This is a genomic window from Streptomyces sp. NPDC020742, from assembly GCF_040641675.1.
GTDB lineage: Bacteria > Actinomycetota > Actinomycetes > Streptomycetales > Streptomycetaceae > Streptomyces.
This window is the reverse complement of the sequence record NZ_JBFAEA010000006.1, coordinates 15,218-36,757: the sequence shown is the minus strand read 5'-3', so window position 1 is coordinate 36,757 and position 21,540 is coordinate 15,218. Positions and strand designations below refer to the sequence as shown.

The window sequence follows — 21,540 nt, the reverse complement described above, 5'->3', positions numbered from 1 at the left end:
CCGTTCGCCGGCGTACCGGGCGGTGTCCGGTCCTGCGGTCCGGCGCTCCTGGACGTGTCGTTGTTCAGGTAGGTCAAGACCGCCTGCACCCGCCGGTTGTCGTCCTTGGACGGCAGCAGCTGGAGCTTGCTGAAGATGTTGTTGATGTGCTTGCCGATGGCCTTGTCGGTGACGAACAGCGACTCGGCGATGCCGGCGTTCGACTTGCCCTCCGCCATCAGCCCCAGCACCTCCAGCTCGCGCTGGGTCAGACTGCCCAGCGGCTCCCGGCGGGAGCCGTTGTGCAGCAGGCGCTCGATGACCTTGGGGTCCATGGCGGTGCCGCCGTCGGCGACCCGGCGCACGGCCTCGATGAACTGACCGCTGTTGAGCACCCGGTCCTTGAGCAGGTAGCCGACCGAACCCTCGCCGTCGGCGAGGAGTTCGCGCGCATAGAGCTGCTCGACGTACTGCGACAGCACCAGCACGGGCAGTCCGGGGATGCGGCGGCGGGCCTCCAGCGCGACCTGGATCCCCTCGTCGGTGAAGGTCGGCGGCAGCCGTACGTCCACGATGGCCACGTCCGGCCGCTCGTCCAGCAACGCCCGTAGCAGTTCGGGGGCGTTGTCGACGGAGGCGACGACGTCGCAGCCGTGGGCCGCCAACAGGCGTTCCATGCCTTCCCTCAGGAGGAACAGGTCCTCCCCGAGAACGACGCGCATCACGGCCTCCCGGCGACAGTCGGTTGTCCGACGCCGCACACAGCGCCTCTACGGACGGGACTGTACCCACCCTCACTGACAAGCCACTGACATATCGATGACGAATCCGGCCACTGTGCGGGCGGTCGGAGCGGTAATCGAATGGTCATCGAAACGTCAGTGGGGTGGGGAAGTGTGGCTTTCCGGCAACGATGCCCCCTGACGCGCCCGCGGACCGCGGCGCCGACGTCAGCGTCCCGGATCAATGGTGGAGTCTCCATGCCCTCCTCTGGCACTGCGGTACCGTCTTTCTCCGTCATCTCGGGTGAGCAGGTTTCCCGAGTTTTGGACGGGCAAGAGAAGCAGATCGTCGATCTGGTCGACTACGCCTACCGCGTGCACGGGGTCGGCGACACCGTCAACCCGCCGTCGTACTTCCTGCGGTTCGAGGACCGGCCGTCGTCGCGCATCATCGCCCTCCCCGCCTCTGTGGGCGGCGAGGTCGGGGTCGACGGCATCAAGTGGATTTCGAGTTTCCCGGAGAACATCACCTCCGGACTGCCGCGCGCCTCCGCCGTGCTGATCCTCAACGACCGGGAAACCGGCTACCCGTTCGCCTGCATGGAGAGCTCCATCATCAGCGCGGTCCGCACGGCGGCCTCCGCGGTGTTGGCCGCCGACCAGCTCACCCGTGAGGGCGGCCGGCCGAAGCGGGTGGGATTCATCGGCACCGGCCTCATCGCCCGGTACATCCACACCTATCTCGCCGGAACCGGCTGGGATTTCGACGAGATCGGCATCCACGACCTCAGTGCCGAGTACGCCGCCGGTTTCGAAGGCCACCTGCGGGCGACCGGATGCACCTCCCGCACGACGATCCACGACTCCTCCGAGAGCCTGATCCGCAACAGCGACCTGGTCATCTTCGCCACCGTCGCCGGCACCCCGCACGTCACCAACCCGGTCTGGTTCTCGCACAACCCGGTGGTGCTGAACGTCTCGCTGCGCGACCTCGGCCCCGAGATCATCAAGGCCTCGTCCAATTTCGTGGACGACGTCGAGCATGTGCTGAAGGCCAATACCTCGGTGCACCTGGTCGAACAGGAAGTGGGGAACCGGTACTTCATCAACGGGACGCTGCACAACGTGATGACGGGAATGGTCAAGGTGCCCCGGAACCGGCCCGTGGTGTTTTCGCCGTTCGGCCTCGGCGTGCTCGACCTGACCGTCGCCAAGCATGTCTATGACGAACTCGTCAGCCAGGGTGAACTGCGCGAGATCGACGGGTTCTTCCACGAGCTTTCCCGGCACGGGAAAAAGTAATCGTAACCCTTTTACGGGACCACCCCTGCGATAGGGAGGACCGAACGTGCCTGTTATATCCGCCCCCCATGAATTCAATGTGTCGGATCTGTTCATCGACCTGAAGACCGTGCTCGGTGCGCAGCTCTACCTCAAGTGCGAAGGCTTCAACTTCGCCGGCTCGATCAAGCTCAAGGCCGCCGTGGAAATGATCACGCGCGCCGAGCGGGCCGGCACCTTACGGCCCGGGATGACCCTGGTGGAATCGTCGTCGGGAAACCTCGGCGTCGCGCTGAGCCTGGTCGCGGCGAGCAAGGGCTACCGCTTCATCTGCGTCACCGACAACCGGTGTGCGCTGACCAACCGGCAGCGTATGGAGAACCTCGGCGCCCAGGTGCGGATCGTCACCGAGCCGGACGAGGACGGTGGCCTGCTCGGCGCCCGCATCCGCCACGTCAAGGAGCTGTGCGCGAGCGGCGAGGGCTTCCTGTGGCTCAATCAGTACGCCAACGCCGGCAACTGGATGAGCCACTACGGCACCACCGGGCCCGAGATCGCCGCCGAGTTCCCCGACCTCGACGTGCTCTTCATCGGTGCCGGCACCACCGGCACCCTGATGGGCTGCGCCCGTTACTTCAAGGAGCACCGGCCCTCGGTCACCGTCGTCGCCGTCGACAGCGTCGGCTCGGTCACCTTCGGGACCCCGCCGGGCCCCCGGATGATCCCCGGCCTGGGCACCAGCGTCCGCCCGCAGATCCTCGACGACACGTACGTGGACGACGTGGTGCACGTGCCCGAGCCCGACACCATCCAGATGTGCCACCACCTGGTCCGGCACGGCTACGTCCTCGGCGGCTCCACCGGCACCGTGCTCAGCGGCGCCCAACAGTGGATCGCTGCCCACCGCCCGGAGCAGGACATCGTCGGCGTGGCGATCTCCCCGGACCTGGGGGACCACTACCTGGACACCGTCTACCAGGAGAAGTGGCTCCAGGACATCTACGGCCTGGACAGGGACGAGCTGTCCGCGGCGGACGCGCTGTCCTCGGTGAGCAGGGCCACGGCGTAGCCCGGGGCCGGTGCCGGGGCCGTCCCCGGAGCACCGGGCGGTCACCGCCACCGCACGGCCCCGGCTCCTCGCTTAAGCCCCGGGCCGGCGGCCCGCTGAACACCCACCCTTCCCGCAGGACCTCCAGGAGGTTGTCGTCATGAGTGCACGTATCGAGCCGGGTCTGCCGCTCACCGCGGCACAGACCGAGATCTGGTTCGACGAGCAGTTCGCCGATGGCGACCTCGCCTACAACATGGCCGACTACTTCGACGTCCGCGGCCCGCTGGACGCCGCCCGCCTGGAAACGGCGCTGGGCCTGGCCGTTGCCGAGGCCGAGTGCTTCCGCGTCCGCCTCACCGAGGAGGACGGCGAGCCCCGCCAGGTGGTCGAGCCCCTGGAGACCCTGCCGTACACCACGGTCGACCTGAGCGGGGTGGAGGACCCCGAGGCCGCCGCCCACGCCTGGATGAGCCGGGACCTGGACCGGCCGATCGAGGTGACGGCCTTCCCGCTGATGCGGGCCGCGCTGCTCACCCTCGGGCCGGACCGCGCCTTCCTCTACCTGTGCGCGCACCACATCGTCAGCGACAGCTTTGTGCGCCCGCTGTTCTACCGGCGGCTGGCCGACCTCTACACCGCCCTGCACGAGGGCCGGCCGACGGCGGAGGGCCAACTGCCGCCGCTGAAGGTGCTGGTGGACGACGAGATCGCCTACGCCGCCTCGCGCCGCGCCGAACGGGACCGGGCGTACTGGGCCCGTACCTACGCCGACGCCCCCGAGCCGGTCAGCTTCTCCGACCGCGAGCCGGCCCCGGCCCGTGGCTTCCTGCGCCGCAGCACGACCCTGCCGCAGCCGGTCGTGCGGCGCCTGCGCGCCGCCGCCGGCCGGGCCCGGGTGACCTGGCCGACGCTGGTCATCGCCGCCGCCGCGGCGTACACCCAGCGGATGACCGGCGCCGACGAGATCCTGCTGACCCTGCCGGTCAACGGGCGCACCAGCGCCGCCGGCCGTTCGGTGCCCGGCATGGTCGCCAACTACCTGCCGCTGCGGGTCGCCCTCGCGCCCGGCAGCACGCCGGACCAGCTGCTGCGCACGGTCGCCGATGCGCTGCTGCGGACGCTGAACCACCAGCGCTACCGGGGCGACCGGGTGCGCCGCGACATGGGCCTGCGGGTCGACGACCGGCGCCCCTTCGGCCCCTTCGTCAACGTCCTGCCGCCCGAGCCGGAGCTCGCGTTCGGTCCGTGCGCGGTCACCCTCACCAACCTCTCCACCGGCATCGTCAACGACTTCATGTTCGCCGTCTCCGACTCGGCGGGCGACGACGACGTGGAGATCCACCTCAACGCCAACCCCGCGCTCTACTCCGCCGCCGAACTCGAGGCCCACCGCGACCGGTTCGCCGGGTTCCTCGACGCGCTCTCGCACGCGGCCGCGGACCGTCCGCTGGCGGGCGTCGGGGTCCTCACCGAGGCCGAGTCGCGGCAGCTGTCGCAGGAGTGGCACGACGCCGAGCGCGGCGGCGGCTTCGCGGGCGTGGTGGAGCGGGTGCGGGAGCACGCCGCCGCCCGCCCGGACGCGCTGGCCGTGGCGGACGGCGCGGACCGGGTCTCGTACGGGGCGCTGGCGGTGTGGGCCGACGGGATCGCCGGGCGGCTGGCGGCGGCCGGTGCCGGCGTCGGGACGCTGGTGGCGGTGCTCGGGGAGCCGGGCGCGCGGTATGTCGGGGGCGTCCTCGGGGTGTTGGGCGCCGGCGCGGCCTGGCTGCCGCTGGACGTGGACGCGCCGCTGGCTCGCCAGCGGGGGCTGTTGGCGGACAGCGGGGCCCGCTTCCTGCTCACCGGGCCCGGTGAGCGGGCGCGGGCCGAGGAGATCGTGGCGGCGGCCGGATCCGAGGTCCGGATCGTCCTCCTCGACGCGCCCTTCCCGGCCGTGGGCACCCGCCCCGAGGGCCTGGGCCCGGTGCGCGGCGGCGAGGACGACCTCGCGTACGTGATCTACACCTCCGGTTCCACGGGCCGCCCGAAGGGCGCGATGGTGCACCGGCGCGGCATGGTCAATCACCTGCTGGCCAAGGTGGAGGACCTGGCGATGGCCGAGGGCGATGTGCTGGTGCACAACGCCCCGGTGACCTTCGACATCTCGGTGTGGCAGATGCTCGCCGCGCTGGTGGCCGGCGGGGCGACGCGCGTGGTGGACCGTACGGTGGCGGCCGACCCGGACGCGCTGTTCGCGGTGACGGCCGACGAGGACGTGACGGTCTTGGAGGTCGTGCCGTCGCTGCTGCGCGCGGCGCTGGACGCGTGGGAGACGGGCGGCGGCTTCCCGTCGCTGCCGACGCTGCGGTACCTGGTGGTGACGGGCGAGGCGCTGCCGGTGGACGTGTGCCACCGCTGGTTCGCGCGCTACCCGGGCATTCCGCTGGTCAACGCGTACGGCCCGACCGAGTGCTCGGACGACGTCACGCACGCCGTGCTCGACGCGCACAGCGAGCTGGGCCGGCGCACGCCGATCGGCCGGGTGGTGCGCAACACCCGCCTGTACGTGCTGGACGACGCCCTGCGGCAGGTGCCGGTGGGCGTCGCGGGGGAGCTGTATGTGGCGGGCACCGGCGTCGGGCGCGGCTACCTCGGTGACCCGGGGCGCACCGCCGCGACGTTCGTGGCGGACCCGTTCGGGGCGGTGGGCGAGCGGATGTACCGGACCGGTGACCGGGTGGTCCGCCGCCCGGACGGTCAGCTGGAGTTCCTGGAGCGGCGGGACCACCAGGTCAAGATCCGGGGCCGCCGGATCGAGCTGGGGGAGATCGAGGCGGCGCTGCGCGCCGTCGAGGGCGTGACGGACGGGGCGGCGCAGGTGCACACCGACGCTGCCACCGGCCGCCAGCGCCTGGTCGGCTACCTGGTGGGCCGGGCCGCCCCCGAGCAGGTGCGGGCCGACCTGCTGCGCGTCCTGCCCGCGTACATGGTCCCCGGCGAGTTCGTCGCCCTGGACGCGCTGCCGCTCACCCCGAACGGCAAGGTCGACCGCAAGGCGCTCACGGTGCCCGACGCGGTCGCCAGCACGGCGCACCGTGCGCCGCGCACACCGCAGGAGGAGATCCTGTGCACCGCGTTCGCCGAGGTGCTGAGCCTGCCGTCGGTCGCGGCCGACGGCGACTTCTTCGCCCTGGGCGGCGACAGCATCAGCGCCATCCAGGTCGTCAGCCACGCCCGTAGGGCGGGCCTGACGCTCACCCCCCGCGACATCTTCCTGCGCAAGACCCCGGCCGCCCTCGCCGCCGCCGCACCGGCGACCCCCCACGCGGCCACGGTCGTCGGGGCGGACGACGGGGTCGGCGAGCTGGAGATCATGCCGATCGCCCACCAGTTGAGGGAGGACGGCGGCGCGGTCGCCGGGCCGGTCGGCTCCTTCGCCCAGTACGTCGTGGTCCGGGTCCCCGACCACGTGGACACCGAGCGGCTGACCCGCGCCCTGCACGCGGTCGTCGACCGGCACGACGCGCTGCGCATGCAGCTGGACGTGCCCGTGGAAGGCCTGTGGACGCTGAAGGTACGGCCGCAGGGCACGGTCGACCTGACCGGCGCGGTGCACGAGGCCGAGGTGCCGGCCGGCGCGGACGAGGACGAGGTGGTCGTCGCCCAGGCCGCGCTCGCGCAGCGCCGCCTCGCCCCCACCGCCGGTGACCTGCTCCAGGCCGTCCTGCTGAACGCCGGTCCCGGGCAGCCCCGCCGGCTGCTGCTGATGGTGCACCACCTCGCCGTGGACGGTGTCTCCTGGCGGGTGCTGCTGCCCGACCTCGCCGCGGCCTGGTCGGCCGTCGAGGCGGGCCGCACCCCGGCGCTGGCCGCGGTGGGCACCTCGTACCGCAGCTGGTCGCGGCTGCTGTCCGACGACGCGCGCACCGCCGCCCGGATCGCGGAGCTGCCGCTGTGGACCGCGCAGGCCAGCGGCCCCGAGCCGCTGCTCGGCCCGCGCGGCCTGGACGCCGCGCGGGACACCTACGCGACCGCGCACCGGCTGCGGTTGGTGCTGCCGACCGCGCAGACGACCGCCCTGCTGACCGAGGTCGCCCCGGCCTTCCACGCCGAGATCAACGATGTGCTGCTGACCGGGCTCGCGCTGGCGGTGGCCGACTGGCGCCGTCGTACCGCCGCCGCGGACGGCTCCCCCGACACCCTGATCGAACTTGAGGGGCACGGCCGGGAACAGGTCGTGGAGCACACCGACCTCTCCCGCACCGTGGGCTGGTTCACCAGCGCCTTCCCGGTGCGGCTGGCGCCCGGCGAACTCGACTGGGACGAGGTCTGGGCGGGCGGTGACGCGGTCGGCGCCGCCTTCAAACGGATCAAGGAGCAGCTGCGGGCCATCCCGGACCACGGCATCGGCTACGGCCAGCTGCGGTACCTCAACCCGCAGACCAACGCCCTGCTGGCCCGCCACCCCCGCCCGCAGATCGGCTTCAACTACATGGGCCGGTTCGGTGCCGCCGGTGCGGCCGACTGGTCGCTGGCCGGCAGTGGGGCCGCGGTCGGCACCGCCGCCGCGCCCGACATGCCGCTCCCGCACGTCCTGGAGGTCACCCCGGTCACCGAGGACCGCCCCGACGGCCCCCACCTGGTCGCGGACTGGCTCTGGGCCGGGGAGATCCTCTCCGACCAGGACGCCCAGGACATCGCCCGGACGTGGTTCCGCGCCCTGGAGCTGCTGGTGACCCATGCCGCGCGGCCCGGCGCGGGCGGCCGGGTGCCGTCCGACCTGCCGCTGGTGTCCCTGTCGCAGGAGGAACTCGACTCCTACGAGCGGCAGTTGGCGCCCACCGGGCTGGCGGACGTGCTGCCGCTGGCGCCGCTGCAGAAGGGCCTGCTGTTCCTGTCCGAGTACGAGCGGGACGGCGTGGACCCCTATGTCCTCCAGCTCGACCTGGAACTCGGCGGAGAGGTGGACGCCGCCGCGCTCCGCGCCGCCTGTGCCGAGCTGCTGCACCGGCACCCCAACCTGCGGGCGTCCTTCTCCCACCGCGCGACCGGCGCCCCGGTCCAGCTGATCCCGCACGCGGTGACGGTGCCGTGGCGGGAGACGGACCTGACCGCCGGACGGCGGTCCCCGGAAGAGACGGCCGAGGCCGCCGCCCGCCTCGCCGACGAGGAACGTGCCCTCCGCTTCGACCTGTCCGACCCGGCCGCGGCGCCCCTGATGCGCTTCGTCCTGGCGCGCACCGGCCCGGACCGGCACCGCTTCCTGTGGACGATCCACCACAGCCTGGTGGACGGCTGGTCCATGCCGCTGCTGGTGCGCGAGCTGTTCACGCGGTACGGGGGCGACGCCGGCGCGCCGGCCGAGACCGCGCCCTACCGTGACTACCTCGCCTGGCTCGCGACCCAGGACTCCGAGGCGGCGCTCGCCGCGTGGGAGGAGGCCCTGCACGGCGTCGAGGAGCCGACGCTGGCCGCTCCGGAGGGCGCCCCGCGCGCCGCGGTCCGCGCGGACACGGTCGGCATGGCGGTGCCCGAGCGCCTGGCGGCCGACCTGGCGGTCTGGGCGCGGGAGCGCGGGCTGACCCTGAACACCGTCTTCCAGGGCTGCTGGGCCCTGCTGCTGGGCTCGCTCACCGGTCGCGACGACGTGGTCTTCGGCGCGGTGACCTCCGGCCGCCCGGCGCAGGTGCCGGGCGTCGAGAGCATGATCGGCCTGTTCCTCAACACGGTGCCGGTGCGGGTGCGCACCCGGCCCGAGGAGACCCTCGGGGACCTGCTGGCCGGTATCCAGGAGCGGCAGTCGGCGCTGGTGGTGCACGAGCACGTCGGCCTGGCGGAGATCCAGAACCGGGCCGGCCTCGGCGACCTCTTCGACACGGTCCTGCTCTTCGAGAACTTCCCGCTGGACGAGGAGAGCGTGCGCGCCTCCGCCACCGGTCTGCGGCTGCTGGCGGCCGAGGCCCGCGACGGCCGTCACTACCCGCTGAGCCTGGCGGTCCTGCCGGGCGCCGGCGGCCGCCTCGACCTGCGCTTCGACTACGCGCCCGACCTGTTCACCCAGGACGCCGTCGAACGGCTCGGCAGCCGTCTGCTGCACCTGCTCGGCGCGGTCCGCACCGGCGCGGACCGCCCGTTGGCCGCGCTCGGACTGGTCGACGAGGCGGAGTCGCGGCGGCTGCTGGTGGAGTGGAACGCGACGGAGCGCGGCGGTGGCTTCACCGGCGTGGTGGAGCGGGTGCGCGAGCACGCCGCCAGGCAGCCGGACGCGGTGGCCGTGACGGACGGCGAGACCCAAGTCTCGTACGGCGCGCTGGCGGTGTGGGCCGACCGCATCGCCGGGCAGCTGGCCGGCGCCGGCGCGGAGACGGGCTCGTTGGTCGCGGTGCTGGGCGAGCCCGGTGTGCGGTACGTGGCCGGTGTGCTGGGCGTGCTGGGTGTGGGCGGCGCATGGCTGCCGTTGGACGTGGAGGCGCCGCTGGCCCGTCAGGTGGGGCTGTTGGCGGACAGCGCGGCCCGCATCCTGCTGGCCGGCCCGGAGTCGGCCGCGCAGGCCGAGGAGATCGCCGCGGCGGCCGGGGACGGCGTACGGGTGGTGGTGCTGGACGCACCGGTACCGGCCGGGGATCCGCGGCCGCAGGAGCCGGGCGCGGTCCGGGGCGAGGAGGATGACCTCGCCTACGTGATCTACACGTCGGGCTCCACCGGCCGCCCCAAGGGCGCGATGGTGCACCGGCGCGGCATGGTCAACCACCTGCTGGCCAAGGTCGAGGACCTCGCCATGGTGCAGAGCGACGTGGTGGTCCACAACGCCCCGGTGACCTTCGACATCTCGGTGTGGCAGATGCTCGCCGCGCTGGTCGTCGGCGGCACCACCCGCACCGTGGACCGGGCCACCGCCGGGGACCCCGATGCCCTGTTCCAGCTCGCCCAGGGCGAGGGCATCACCGTGCTTGAGGTCGTGCCGTCGCTGCTGCGCGCCGCCCTGGACGCGTGGGAGACCACCGGGCACTTCCCGTCCCTGCCCAAGCTGCGCCACCTCGTGGTGACCGGCGAGGCGCTGCCGGCCGACGTCTGCCGCCGCTGGTTCGCCCGCTACCCCGGGATCTCCCTGGTCAACGCCTATGGCCCCACCGAGTGTTCGGACGACGTCACGCACGCCGTGCTGCCGGCCGACAGCGAGTTGGGCACCCGGGTGCCGATCGGGCGGGTGGTGCGCAACACGCGGCTGTACGTGCTCGACGACGCCCTGCGCCCGGTGCCGATCGGCGTGCCCGGCGAACTGTACGTGGCGGGCACCGGTGTGGGGCGCGGATACCTGGGCGACCCGGTCCGTACCGCCTTCACCTTCACCGCCGACCCCTTCGGCCCGGCCGGCGAGCGGATGTACCGCACCGGCGACCGCGTGGTCCACCGCGCCGACGGGCAACTGGAGTTCCTGGAGCGGCGGGACCACCAGGTCAAGATCCGTGGCCGGCGGATCGAACTCGGCGAGATCGAGGCGGCGCTGCGCGGCGTCGAGGGCATCGTCGATGCCGCCGCCCAGGTGCACACCGATGACACCGGCCGCAAGCGCCTGGTCGGCCACCTGGTCGGTACCACGCAGCCCGCGCAGGTACGCGAGGCCCTGCTGCGCGCGCTGCCGGCGTACCTGGTCCCGACCGAGTTCACCACCCTCGACGCGCTGCCGCTGACCCCCAACGGGAAGGTCGACCGCAAGGCCCTCATCGCCCCGGAGGCGTCCGCCGCCCCGATGGGCCGGGCGCCGCGCACGCCGGACGAGGAGGCCCTCTGCGCCGCCTTCGCCGACGTCCTCGGCCTCTCCCGGGTCGACGCCGACGCGGACTTCTTCACCCTGGGCGGCGACAGCATCAGCTCCATCCAGGTCGTCGGTCACGCCCGTAAGGCGGGCCTGACCCTCACCCCCCGCGACGTCTTCCTGCACAAGACCCCGGCCGCCCTCGCCGCCGCCGCCCGGACGGCGCCGGCCGCGCCGCCCGCGTACCAGCCGGTGGCCGCCGACGCACCGCTGGTGGCGCTGTCGGAGGACGAACTCGACGCGTTCGACATGGAATTCGGTGACCTTTAGTGAACGCGACGCACCCCGGGAACCCGGTCAACTCGGCGAAGGACAAGGAGAAGGGCTCCATGAAGCGTTCGGGTATCAGCGATGTGCTGCCCTTGACGCCTTTGCAGAAGGGTCTGCTCTTCCTCTCCGAGTACGACCCGCAGAGCGCGGACGCGTACTCGCTGCAGCTCTCCGTCGAACTCGACGGAGAGCTGGACGCCGGCGCGCTGCGCGCCGCCTGCACCGCGCTGCTGAACCGGCACCCCAACCTGCGGGCCTGCTTCCGCCGCCGGGCGACCGGTGACCCCGTACAGCTCGTGCCGCACGAGGTCGCGCTGCCGTGGAGCGAGCGGGAGCTGCCGGGCGCCGACGCCGGGCAGCTGCGCGAGGTGGCCGAGGAGGAGCGGCGGCACCGCTTCGACCTCGCCCGGCCGCCGCTGATGCGCTTCGTCCTGGTGCGCCAGGCCGAGCAGCGGCACACCTTCCTGTGGACCCTGCACCACAGCCTGGCCGACGGCTGGTCGCTGCCGATGCTCATCCAGGACCTGTTCACCCTGTACGCGCACGGGGGCCGGGAGGCCGATGCCGGGCTGCCCACGGTCGCCCCGTACCGCTCCTACCTGGCCTGGCTCGCCGCCCAGGACGCCGACGCCGCGCAGGCCGCGTGGCAGGACGCGCTCGCCGGGCTGGCCGAGCCCACCCGTCTGGCGCCCGCGGCCGACCGCGTCCCGGCGCTGCCGCACTCGCTGACCCTGCCGGTGCCCGAGCGACTGGCGGCGGACCTGGCGACCCGCGCCCGCGGCCTCGGCGTCACCCTCAACACCGTCTTCCAGAGCGCCTGGGCACTCGTCCTGGGCGCCCTCACCGGCCGTACGGACGTGGTCTTCGGCACCGTCACCGCCGGCCGGCCGGCCGAACTCCCCGGCGTCGAGAACATGGTGGGCCTGTTCGCCAACACCGTCCCGGTACGGGTGACGACCCGCCCCGGCCAGTCGGTCGCCGCGCTGCTCGCCGACGTCCAGGAGCGGCAGTCCGGTCTGATGCCGTACGAGCACGTCGGGCTCGCCGACATCCAGCGAGGGACCGGCATCGGCGAACTCTTCGACACCGTGATGCTGTTCCAGAGCTATCCGATGAACGAGGACGAGCTGGCCGCCGCGCTGCCGGGGCTGCGCGTCGCCGACGCCGCCATCCGCTCGGTCACCCACTACCCCCTGGCCCTGGCCGTGCTGCCCGGCCCCGGCGGCCGCCTCGACCTGCGCTTCGACTATGCACCGGACCTGTACGAGGCCGCCGACGCCGAGCGGTTCGGGCGCCACCTGCTGCGCGCCCTGGAGGCCGTCGCCGCCGACCCGGACCGGCCGCTCGCCCGGATCGGCGTCCTCCAGGACGAGGGGGGCCGGCGGTTCACCGACGGTCCCGTCACGGCCCCGGCCCGTCCGGTGGCGGAGGCGATCGAGGAGCGCGTGCGGGAACTCCCGGACGACATCGCCGTCGTGTGCGGTGTGACCTCCCTGACGTACCGCGGGCTGAACACCCGGGCCAACCGCCTGGCGCGCGCCCTCGTCGCACGGGGCGCAGGCCCCGGACGCACCGTCGCCATCGCCCTGCCCCGCTCCGCCGACCTGGTGGTGGCGGCCCTGGCGGTGCTCAAGTCCGGCGCGGCCTACCTGCCCGTCGACCCCGACCACCCGGCCGAGCGCAACACGGTCGTGCTGGAGGACACCCGGCCCGTCCTGGCCCTCACCACCCGGGCCACCGACGGTGCGCTGCCGGCCGGCGGGCCGGCGCGCTGGGTGCTGGACGACGACGGCACCGACGAGCTGCTCGCCGCCTTCCCCGGCACCGACCTCACCGACGCCGACCGGGCGCGCCCGCTCACCGCCGACGACACCGCGTACACCCTGTTCACCTCCGGCTCCACCGGCCGCCCCAAGGGCGTGGTGGTCACCCGGGGCGGATTCGCCAACATCGTCGAGGACACCCAGCGGCGGTACGCCATCGGGCGCGGGGAGAGCCTGCTGGCCGTCACCACCTTCGGCTTCGACATCGCCAACACCGAGCTGTTCTGCCCGCTGACCGGCGGCGCGCGGCTGATCCTCGCCGACCGGGAGACGGTACGGGACCCGGCCGCCCTGGGCCGGATGCTCACCGCTACCGGTGCCACCGTCCTGCAGGCCACGCCCAGCCTGTGGCAGGCCCTGGTCACCGCCGCCCCCGACGCGCTCGGCGGGGTGCGGGGCTTCGTCGGCGGCGAGGCGCTGAGCGAGCCGCTGGGCGAGGAGCTGCGCAAGGCCACCGCGGGCATCACCAATATGTACGGGCCGACCGAGACCACCATCTGGTCCACCGCCGCCCCGGCCCTGGACGGCATCCGGCCGGGCGCCCCCGCAATCGGCCGCCCGGTGGCCAACACCCGCCTGCACATCCTGGACGACTGGCTGCGGCCGGTCGCGCCGGGCGTCATCGGCGAGCTGTACATCGCCGGCGCCGGCCTCGCCCGCGGCTACCTGAACCGGCCCGGACTCACCGCCGAACGGTTCGTCGCCGACCCGTCCTCCCCGTCCGGTGCGCGGATGTACCGCACCGGCGACCTGGTCCGACTCGGCGGCGACGGTCAGGTGGAGTACGTCGGCCGCTCCGACCACCAGGTCAAGATCCGCGGGTTCCGCATCGAGCTCGGCGAGATCGAGAACGCGCTGGGCGGTCACCCGGACGTCGCCCAGGCCGTGGTGACCCTGCACGCGCCGCGGCCGGACGAGCAGATGCTGGTCGGCTACCTGACCCCCGCCGAGCACGCCACCGCCCCGGACCCCGATGCCCTGCGGGCGCACCTGTCCGGGCTGCTGCCCGCGTATATGGTCCCGGCCGCCTTCGTCACCCTCGACGCCCTGCCGCTCACCGCGAACGGCAAGGTGGACCGCAAGGCGCTGCCGGCCCCCGAGCTGCGCCCGCAGCAGACCGACCGGGCCGTGCGCACCCCGCAGGAGGAGCTCCTGTGCCAGGTGTTCGCCGAGGTGCTGGACCTGCCGCGGTTCGGACCCGAGGACGACTTCTTCGCGCACGGCGGCCACTCGCTGCTCGCCGCCCGGGTGGTGAGCCGCATCCGTACCGTCCTGGGCACCGAGGTCCCGGTGCGGACGCTGTTCGACGCCCCGACCCCCGCCGGCCTGGCCGAACGGCTGCCGCGCGCGGGCGCGGCCCGGCCCGCGCTGCGCTCCGGTGTCCGCCCCGAGGACGTACCGCTGTCCTTCGCGCAGCAGCGGCTGTGGTTCCTCAACCGGCTGGACGGCGCGCACGGCACGTACAACATCTCCCTCGGCCTGCGCCTGACCGGCGCGCTCGACAAGGCGGCGCTCGGCAGTGCGCTGGGCGACCTCCTCGACCGCCACGAGAGCCTGCGCACGGTCTTCCCGGACGACGACGGCGCACCGCGTCAGCACGTACTGCCCCGCGCGGAGACGGCGTTCGCGCTGCGGGAGAGCGTCACCGACGCGGACCGGCTGCCCGCCGAGCTGGCCGCGGGCGCGGCGCGCGGCTTCGACCTGTCCCGGGAGATCCCGCTGCGCGCCGAGCTGTTCACCCTCGGCGCGGACGAGCAGGTGCTGCTCCTGGTCCTGCATCACATCGCGGGCGACGGCTGGTCGCTGCGGCCGCTCGCCGACGACCTCGCACGGGCCTACGCCGCGCGCCGGGACGGCCGGCCGCCGCAGTGGTCCGAACTCCCCGTGCAGTACGCGGACTACGCGCTGTGGCAGCGTGCGGTGCTCGGCGACGAGGAGGACCCGGACAGCCCCGCCGCCCGCCAGCTCGCCCACTGGAAGGCCGCGCTCGCGGGCCTGCCGGAGGAGATCGAGCTGCCCGCCGACTTCGCCCGGCCGGCGGTCGCCGGCCACGAGGGCGCCGAGCACACCACCGTCATCGGGCCCGACCTGCACCGCGCGCTGGCGGAGCTGGCCCGCGCGCATGGCGTGAGCCTGTTCATGGTGGTCCAGGCCGCGCTGGCCACCCTGCTGACGCGGATGGGGGCGGGCGAGGACATCCCGCTCGGCAGCCCGATCGCGGGCCGCACCGACGAGGCGCTGGACGACCTGGTGGGCTTCTTCACCAACACCCTGGTCCTGCGCACCGACACCTCCGGCGACCCCACCTTCGCCGAACTGCTGCGCCGGGTGCGGGAGACGGACCTGGCCGCGTACGAGAACCAGGACCTGCCCTTCGAGCGGCTGGTCGAGGTCTGCAACCCGGTCCGCTCGCTGGCCCGGCAGCCGCTCTTCCAGGTCATGCTGGCGTTCCAGAACACCGCGGACGCCCGGCTCGCGCTGCCCGGTCTCTCGGCCGAGGTGGAGCCGGTCGGCAGCGCCTCCGCCAAGTTCGACCTGGCGTTCCAGCTCACCGAGCGCTCCGGCGGCGCCGAGGGGGAGTTCGGCGGCATCGACCTGGTCGTCGAGTACCGCACCCAGCTCTTCCGGCCGGAGACGGTCCGGCAGCTCACCGGCCGCTTCGCCCGCGTCCTGACGGCCGTGGCCGCCGCACCCAAGACGCCGCTGAGCGGCATCGAGGTGCTCGGCGACGAGGAGCGCCGGCGCGTGCTCACCGAGTGGAACGGCGCCACCGCCGCGGTCCCGGAGCTGACCGTGGACCGCATCTTCGAGGAGCACGCCGCCCGCCGGCCGGACCACGAGGCGGTCGTCCTGGGCGAGGAGTCGCTGTCGTACCGGGAGCTCAACGCCCGCGCCAACCGGCTGGCCCGGCTGCTGGCCGGGCACGGCGCCGGCCCCGGCCGGATCGTCGGCCTGATGCTGCCGCGGTCGGTGGACATGATCGTCGCGATCCTGGCCGTGCTGAAGTCCGGCGCCGCCTACCTCCCGCTCGACCCGGACTACCCGGCCGACCGCCTCGCGTACATGGTGGGCGACGCCGCGCCGGTCTGCGTCCTGGCCGCACCGGGCACCGCGGGCCTGCTGCGGGGCTCCGACGCCCAGGTGATCGAGCTCGGCGACGGTACGGCGCCCGGCGCCCGGATCGCCGCCGGCCACCCGGAGACCAACCTGACCGACGGCGAGCGCACCCGCCCGCTCACCCGCCGCGACGCCGCCTACGTCATCTACACCTCGGGTTCCACCGGCCGCCCCAAGGGGGTGCTGGTCGAGCACGCCGGGGTCGCCGCCCTCGCCGCCGACCACGTGCGCCGCTTCTCGCTCGGCCCGTACTCCCGGGTCCTGCAGTTCGCCTCGCCCAGCTTCGACGCGGCCTGTGCCGAGCTGGCGATGGGGCTGCTGTCGGGCGGCACCCTCGTCCTGGCCACCCCGGAGAGCCGCGGGCCCGGCGAGCCGCTGGCCGACCTGATCGTGCGGCACGGCGTGAACCTCGCCGTGCTGCCGCCGGTCGTGCTGGCCGCCTTCCCGGAGGACATCGACCTGCCGGGCACCCTGACCCTGATCACCGCGGGCGAGGCGCTGCCCGCCGAGGTCGCGGCCCGCTGGTCGGCCGGCCGCGCCCTGTACAACTGCTACGGGCCGACCGAGTCCACCGTCTGCGCCACCGCGAGCGATCCGCTGACCGGCGAGGGCCGGCCGCCCATCGGCCGGCCGCTGCACAACACCCGGGCGTACGTCCTGGACGCCCGGCTGCAGCCGGTGGCTCCCGGTGTGACCGGCGAACTGTACCTGGCCGGCGCGCAGTTGGCCCGCGGTTACCTGGGTCGACCCGGTCTCACCGCGGAGCGGTTCACCGCCGACCCGTTCGGTCCGGCGGGCGCGCGGATGTACCGCACCGGAGACCTGGCGCGCTGGACCGCGGACGGCCGGCTCGCTTACGTCGGCCGGGTCGACCACCAGGTCAAGCTGCGGGGCTTCCGCATCGAACTCGGCGAGATCGAGAGCGCGCTGACCGCCCACCCGGGCATCGCCCAGGCGGTCGCCGCCGTACGGGAGGACCGGCCCGGTGACCGCCGGCTGACCGCGTACGTGGTGCCGGAGGAGGGGCCAGTGCCCGTCGCGGCCCTGCGCGAGCACCTGTCCGGGCTGCTGCCCGACTACATGGTGCCCGCCGCCTTCGTGGCGCTGGACGCGCTGCCCCTGACCCCCAACGGCAAGGTGGACCGCAGGGCCCTGCCCGCGCCGGACCCGGCCGCGCCGGCCGCCCACGGCCGGGACCCGCGCACGGCGCACGAGACGCTGCTGTGCCAGGTGTTCGCCGAGGTCCTGGGCCTGCCCCGGGTCGGCGCCGAGGCGGACTTCTTCGCGCTGGGCGGCGACAGCATCCGCTCCGTACAGGTCGTCGGCCGGGCCCGGAAGGCGGGGCTCGACCTCGCGCTGTCCGACGTCTTCCGGCACAAGACCGTCGAGGCCCTGGCCACGGCCCTGGAGCACGCCGACCGGGCGGCGGGGACGACGTTCCTGGACCGGGTGCGGCAGCGCCTGGACGAACCCGCCGAGGGCGCCGCGCCGCTCGATCCGTTCGGCCCGGTCCTCCCGCTGCGCACCACCGGCGACCGTCCGCCGCTGTTCTGCGTCCACGGCGGTATGGGCTTCGCCCTGCCCTACCTGGGCCTGGCCGCGCACCTCGGCGACCGCCACCCGGTCCATGGGCTCCAGTCGTCGGCCCTCACCGGCACGGCACCGCTGCCGGAGAGCATCGGGCAGGTCGCGGCCGAGTACGTCGAGCGGCTCAAGGAGATCCAGCCGACCGGGCCCTACCACCTGCTCGGGTGGTCCTTCGGCGGGGTGGTCGCGCACGAGATGACCGTCCAACTGGAGCGCGCGGGCGAGGAGGTGGCCCTGCTCGCCAACCTGGACAGCTACCCCGCCGACCCCGCCGACGAGGTGCCCACCGACGCCATGCTGCTGACCGCCGTACTCGAGTACTGCGGCCTTGCGCGGGGGGACGACCCGGCCGAGCCGACGGTCGACACGGTGCGCGCCGCGCTGCGCCGCGCCGACAGTCCGCTGGGCGACATGGACCTCGCCCGGCTCGTGGACGTGATGCGCAACCACGTCCGCCTGGTGCGGGAGCACACGCCCGGCCACATCAAGGCCCCCATGCAGCTGTTCGTCGCGGACCTCGGCCTGACCCCGGCGGAGCGCGCCGCGCGACCGGGCCGGTGGGCGGGGCACACCGAGCGTGAGCCCCGCGTCCACACGGTGCCCTGCGGCCACGAATTCATGATGCATTCCGGGCCGCAGGCCGCCATCGGCCGCGCCGTCGCCGTCGAACTGGACCGCCTGCACGGCTGACCCGCCGACCGCCGCACCCCGGACCCGACCCCACCGATCACAAGGAGAACTCCCATGGCCAACCCGTTCGACAACGAAGAGGGCACCTTCCACGTCCTGGTCAACGCCGAGGGCCAGCACAGCATCTGGCCCACCTTCGCGGAGGTGCCGGCGGGCTGGACGGTGACCCTCGAAGCGCGCCCGCGCGCCGAGGCGCTGGCCGCCGTCGAGCGCGACTGGACCGACATGCGGCCGAAGAGCCTGGCCGCCCGCTCCGGCAGCTGACGGCGATGGGGTCGGACGCCGCGGTCTACGCGGAAGGGCTGCACAAGCGCTACAAGGGCCACCACGCGCTCCGCGGGGTCGACCTGTCGGTGGCCGCGGGCTCGGTGCTGGGGGTGCTGGGCCCCAACGGGGCGGGCAAGACCACGACCGTACGGGTCCTGTCGACACTGCTGGCACCGGACTCCGGGCACGCCACCGTCGCCGGGTACGACGTGGTGCGCCAGAGCCGGGAGGTGCGCCGGCGGATCGGCCTGGCCGGGCAGTACGCGGCCGTGGACGAACTGCTCACCGGGCGCGAGAACCTGGTCCTGCTGGGCCGCCTGCTGCGGCAGGGCCGGCGGGGGGCGCGGCGGCGCGCGGACGAGCTGCTGGCGCGGTTCGAGCTGGAGCCCGCGGCCGACCGGCCGGTGGGCACGTACTCCGGCGGTATGCGCCGCCGGCTCGACCTCGCCACCTGCATGATCGCCAGGCCGGGGGTGCTCTTCCTGGACGAGCCGACCACCGGGCTCGATCCCACCAGCCGCACGGTGCTGTGGAAGGTGGTGCGCGAACTCGTCGACGAGGGCATCACCGTCCTGCTGACCACGCAGTACCTGGAGGAGGCGGACCAGCTCGCCGACCAGATCGTGGTGATCGACAGTGGCCGGGTGATCGCCGCGGGCACCCCGGCCGAGCTCAAGCGGACGGTCGGCACCGACCACCTCCAGGTGGCCGTCGCGCGCCCCGACCACCTCCCGGCCGCGGTGTCCGCCCTGGCCGGGCTGACCGCTGTGGAGCCGGTGGTGGAGCCCGCGGCCCAGCGCCTGACCGTCCAGCTCGACGCGGGCCTGGAGAGCGTCGCCGCCGTCGCCGGCGCGCTGCGCTCCGCCGGTATCGAGGTCACCGACTTCGAGCTGCGGCGCCCCACCCTCGACGACGTGTTCTTCCAACTGACCGAGCGCAACGAGCCGAAGGCTGCTGTCCATGAGTGAACTCGGCGTGGCAACCGCGCCGCCCGGCGGGATGTTCGCCGGCCTGGCCGACACGGCCGCCCTGGCCGGGCGGCGCCTGCTCCATCTGCGGCGGGCACCGGGGAAGTTCCTCGGCATCGTGATGAACCCGTTGGTGCTGCTGATCGCGGTGGGCTACCTCTTCCGCAACTCCATCTCGGTGCCCGGCAGCGGCAATTACCAGGAGTACCTGATGGCCGGGGTGGCCGTGCAGGTGGGGCTGGCCGGCATCGGGCCCACCGCCATCGGCGTGGCCATGGACATGCGGGGCGGGCTGGTGGACCGCTTCCGCTCGCTGCCCATCTCCCGCGCGGCGGTGCTGGCCGGGCAGACCCTCTCCGACCTGATCGTCTCCGCCCTCGGCCTGGCCGTGGTGATGCTGGTCGGCCTGGCCGTCGGCTGGCGCCCGCACGCGGACCCGCTGTCGGTGGCGGGCGGCTTCGCCCTGATCCTGGCGTTCATCTACACCATGTTGTGGGTGGGCGTGCTGATCGGCCTGCTCCTGCGCTCCCCGGAGACCATCGACTCGGTGGGCGCGATCGTGCTGGTGGCGTTCTCGTTCCTGTCCAACGCCTTCTTCTCGGTCCAGGGCCTGCCCTCGTGGATCCGGCCGCTGGCCGAGTGGAACCCGGTCAGCTCGGTGGTCACCGCCTGCCGGCAGCTGTGGGGGAACCCGGTGGTCGCCGGAACGGGCTTCGCTGCCACCCACCCGGTGCTGGTCACGGCCGGCACGCTCGCGGCGCTGCTGGCCGTGTGCGTCCCCTTGAGCCTGCGCGCCTACCGCACCGCCTAACACGACGAAGCGGTGCTCAACAGGGCCTCGTACAGACCCTGTTGAGCACCGCGCCGCTGACCGAGGTCCGGGTGGTGAGGCGTTACGCCCGGGCGTCCAGCACCGGGTCCTGGGCGAGGACCGACTGGTACAGCTCGCGCAGCGACCGCCCGACGTCCAGGCCGAGTTCGCTCCGGAGCCAGGCACGGGTGCGCTGGTAGGTGTCGAGGGCCTCGCTCTGCCGCCCGCAGCGGTACAGCGCGATCATCAGCTGCTCGCTGAACCGCTCGCGTCCCGGATGGGCCACCACCAGTTCCTGGAGGTCCGCGATCGCTTCGCGCTCACCCCCGGTGTCCAGCTTGACCACCACCAGGTCCTCGCGGAGCGTCATCAGCCGCTCCTCCAGCTGCGCGGCGGTCGAGCGACAGAGCACCCCGTCGCCGGCGTCCAGTAGCGCGGGTCCGCGCCAGAGCCGCAGCGCTTCGTTCAGCACCTCGCCGGCGCGCTGGGGGTCGGTACGCAGCAGCTCCGCACCACGGCCCGCCAGTTGCAGGAACCGCGTGGCGTCCGTGGCGTCCTGCGGAAGATTCAGCAGATAGCTGTTATTCGCCGTGACCACCAGTTCGCTGGGGTGCCCGCCCAGCTCCCAGCTCTCCAGCAGCTTTCTCAATCGGGCCGCATTGGCGTGCAACGCGTTTCTGCTGTTCGCCAGGTCCTTGTCGGGCCATAACTCACCGACGAGTGTGTCCCAGGAAACCGTCCGTCCGGCATTGAGCGCCAGTACGGCTAACAGTGTGCGAACTTTCTTCGCTCGGATCCGGTAAGTCTTTCCCCCGTGTTCGACGCCCATAGGACCAAGAACATTGATCTGCACCGGTCTTCCTCATCCCCGCTGGTGCTCGTAGCCGCATCTACCGGCGACTGGGTTCCAGCCCTTTACAGGGAAAGAAGCACATCGACAGCGCCCCACCCCCTGGGTCATGACTGCCGTCGCGGATGCAAACGCTACGTACGCAGTATGTTTTTGACACTCTCTCAGAAGTCTATGCATAGACCATTGACATCTTCCCTCTCTTCGTGACACCTGTCAAGGCATAAAGGAACGATAACGAAAGAAAAGCAACAAACTCTTGAACTCGAAACCAACTTGACCCGGTCTCGCCGCGCATTGTCCCGAGTCGATTCCCGGTGCCGCCGCAA

8 protein-coding genes and 1 pseudogene are annotated in these 21,540 nt (G+C 73.2%); 7 read left to right on the top strand and 2 right to left on the bottom strand.

What is annotated here, in order from left to right; all coding sequences use genetic code 11:
• Positions 1-62: 62 nt before the first annotated feature.
• Positions 63-701 (bottom strand): annotated as a pseudogene (locus AB0G84_RS13345) (response regulator transcription factor); the annotation flags it as partial.
• 258 nt (positions 702-959) lie between these two features.
• On the opposite strand from AB0G84_RS13345, the gene sbnB reads away from it, so the two are divergent.
• From sbnB to AB0G84_RS13310, 7 genes are all read left to right on the top strand, one after another.
• Complete coding sequence (gene sbnB / locus AB0G84_RS13340) at positions 960-2,003, top strand: 2,3-diaminopropionate biosynthesis protein SbnB (protein ID WP_361319924.1); 1,044 nt, start codon at positions 960-962, stop codon at positions 2,001-2,003.
• Between the two features lie 46 nt (positions 2,004-2,049).
• The gene (sbnA, locus tag AB0G84_RS13335) at positions 2,050-3,051 is read left to right on the top strand and encodes a 2,3-diaminopropionate biosynthesis protein SbnA (RefSeq protein WP_361319307.1); all 1,002 of its coding nucleotides are present in this window, start codon (positions 2,050-2,052) and stop codon (positions 3,049-3,051) included.
• 139 nt (positions 3,052-3,190) lie between these two features.
• Complete coding sequence (locus AB0G84_RS13330) at positions 3,191-11,098, top strand: amino acid adenylation domain-containing protein (protein WP_361319305.1); 7,908 nt, start codon at positions 3,191-3,193, stop codon at positions 11,096-11,098.
• Positions 11,099-11,157: 59 nt separating this feature from the next.
• Positions 11,158-18,315, top strand: coding sequence for an amino acid adenylation domain-containing protein (locus AB0G84_RS13325; protein ID WP_361319303.1), 7,158 nt, complete (start codon positions 11,158-11,160; stop codon positions 18,313-18,315).
• 54 nt (positions 18,316-18,369) lie between these two features.
• Complete coding sequence (locus AB0G84_RS13320; RefSeq protein ID WP_361319301.1) at positions 18,370-18,579, top strand: MbtH family protein; 210 nt, start codon at positions 18,370-18,372, stop codon at positions 18,577-18,579.
• 5 nt (positions 18,580-18,584) lie between these two features.
• Positions 18,585-19,550 carry an ATP-binding cassette domain-containing protein gene (locus AB0G84_RS13315; RefSeq protein WP_361319299.1) on the top strand — a complete coding sequence of 322 codons (966 nt, stop codon included), beginning with the start codon at positions 18,585-18,587 and terminating at the stop codon, positions 19,548-19,550.
• Positions 19,543-20,361 (top strand): ABC transporter permease, encoded by an 819-nt coding sequence (locus AB0G84_RS13310; protein WP_361319297.1) that lies wholly within the window; start codon positions 19,543-19,545, stop codon positions 20,359-20,361. Before AB0G84_RS13315 ends, AB0G84_RS13310 begins: the two co-directional genes overlap by 8 nt.
• An 82-nt stretch (positions 20,362-20,443) precedes the next feature.
• Here AB0G84_RS13310 and AB0G84_RS13305 read toward each other — a convergent pair whose 3' ends face one another.
• Entirely contained in the window at positions 20,444-21,190 is a 747-nt protein-coding gene (locus AB0G84_RS13305; RefSeq protein ID WP_361319921.1) for an AfsR/SARP family transcriptional regulator, read from the bottom strand.
• Positions 21,191-21,540 lie beyond the last annotated feature (350 nt).

What these genes read in the sequence shown, in the direction of transcription:
- AB0G84_RS13320 (WP_361319301.1), top strand. Translation starts at nt 18,370, where the DNA reads ATGGCCAACCCGTTCGACAACGAAGAGGGCACCTTCCACGTCCTGGTC.
- AB0G84_RS13305 (WP_361319921.1), bottom strand. Translation starts at nt 21,190, where the DNA reads ATGGGCGTCGAACACGGGGGAAAGACTTACCGGATCCGAGCGAAGAAA.
- sbnB (WP_361319924.1), top strand. Translation starts at nt 960, where the DNA reads ATGCCCTCCTCTGGCACTGCGGTACCGTCTTTCTCCGTCATCTCGGGT.
- AB0G84_RS13330 (WP_361319305.1), top strand. Translation starts at nt 3,191, where the DNA reads ATGAGTGCACGTATCGAGCCGGGTCTGCCGCTCACCGCGGCACAGACC.
- AB0G84_RS13315 (WP_361319299.1), top strand. Translation starts at nt 18,585, where the DNA reads ATGGGGTCGGACGCCGCGGTCTACGCGGAAGGGCTGCACAAGCGCTAC.
- AB0G84_RS13325 (WP_361319303.1), top strand. Translation starts at nt 11,158, where the DNA reads ATGAAGCGTTCGGGTATCAGCGATGTGCTGCCCTTGACGCCTTTGCAG.
- AB0G84_RS13310 (WP_361319297.1), top strand. Translation starts at nt 19,543, where the DNA reads ATGAGTGAACTCGGCGTGGCAACCGCGCCGCCCGGCGGGATGTTCGCC.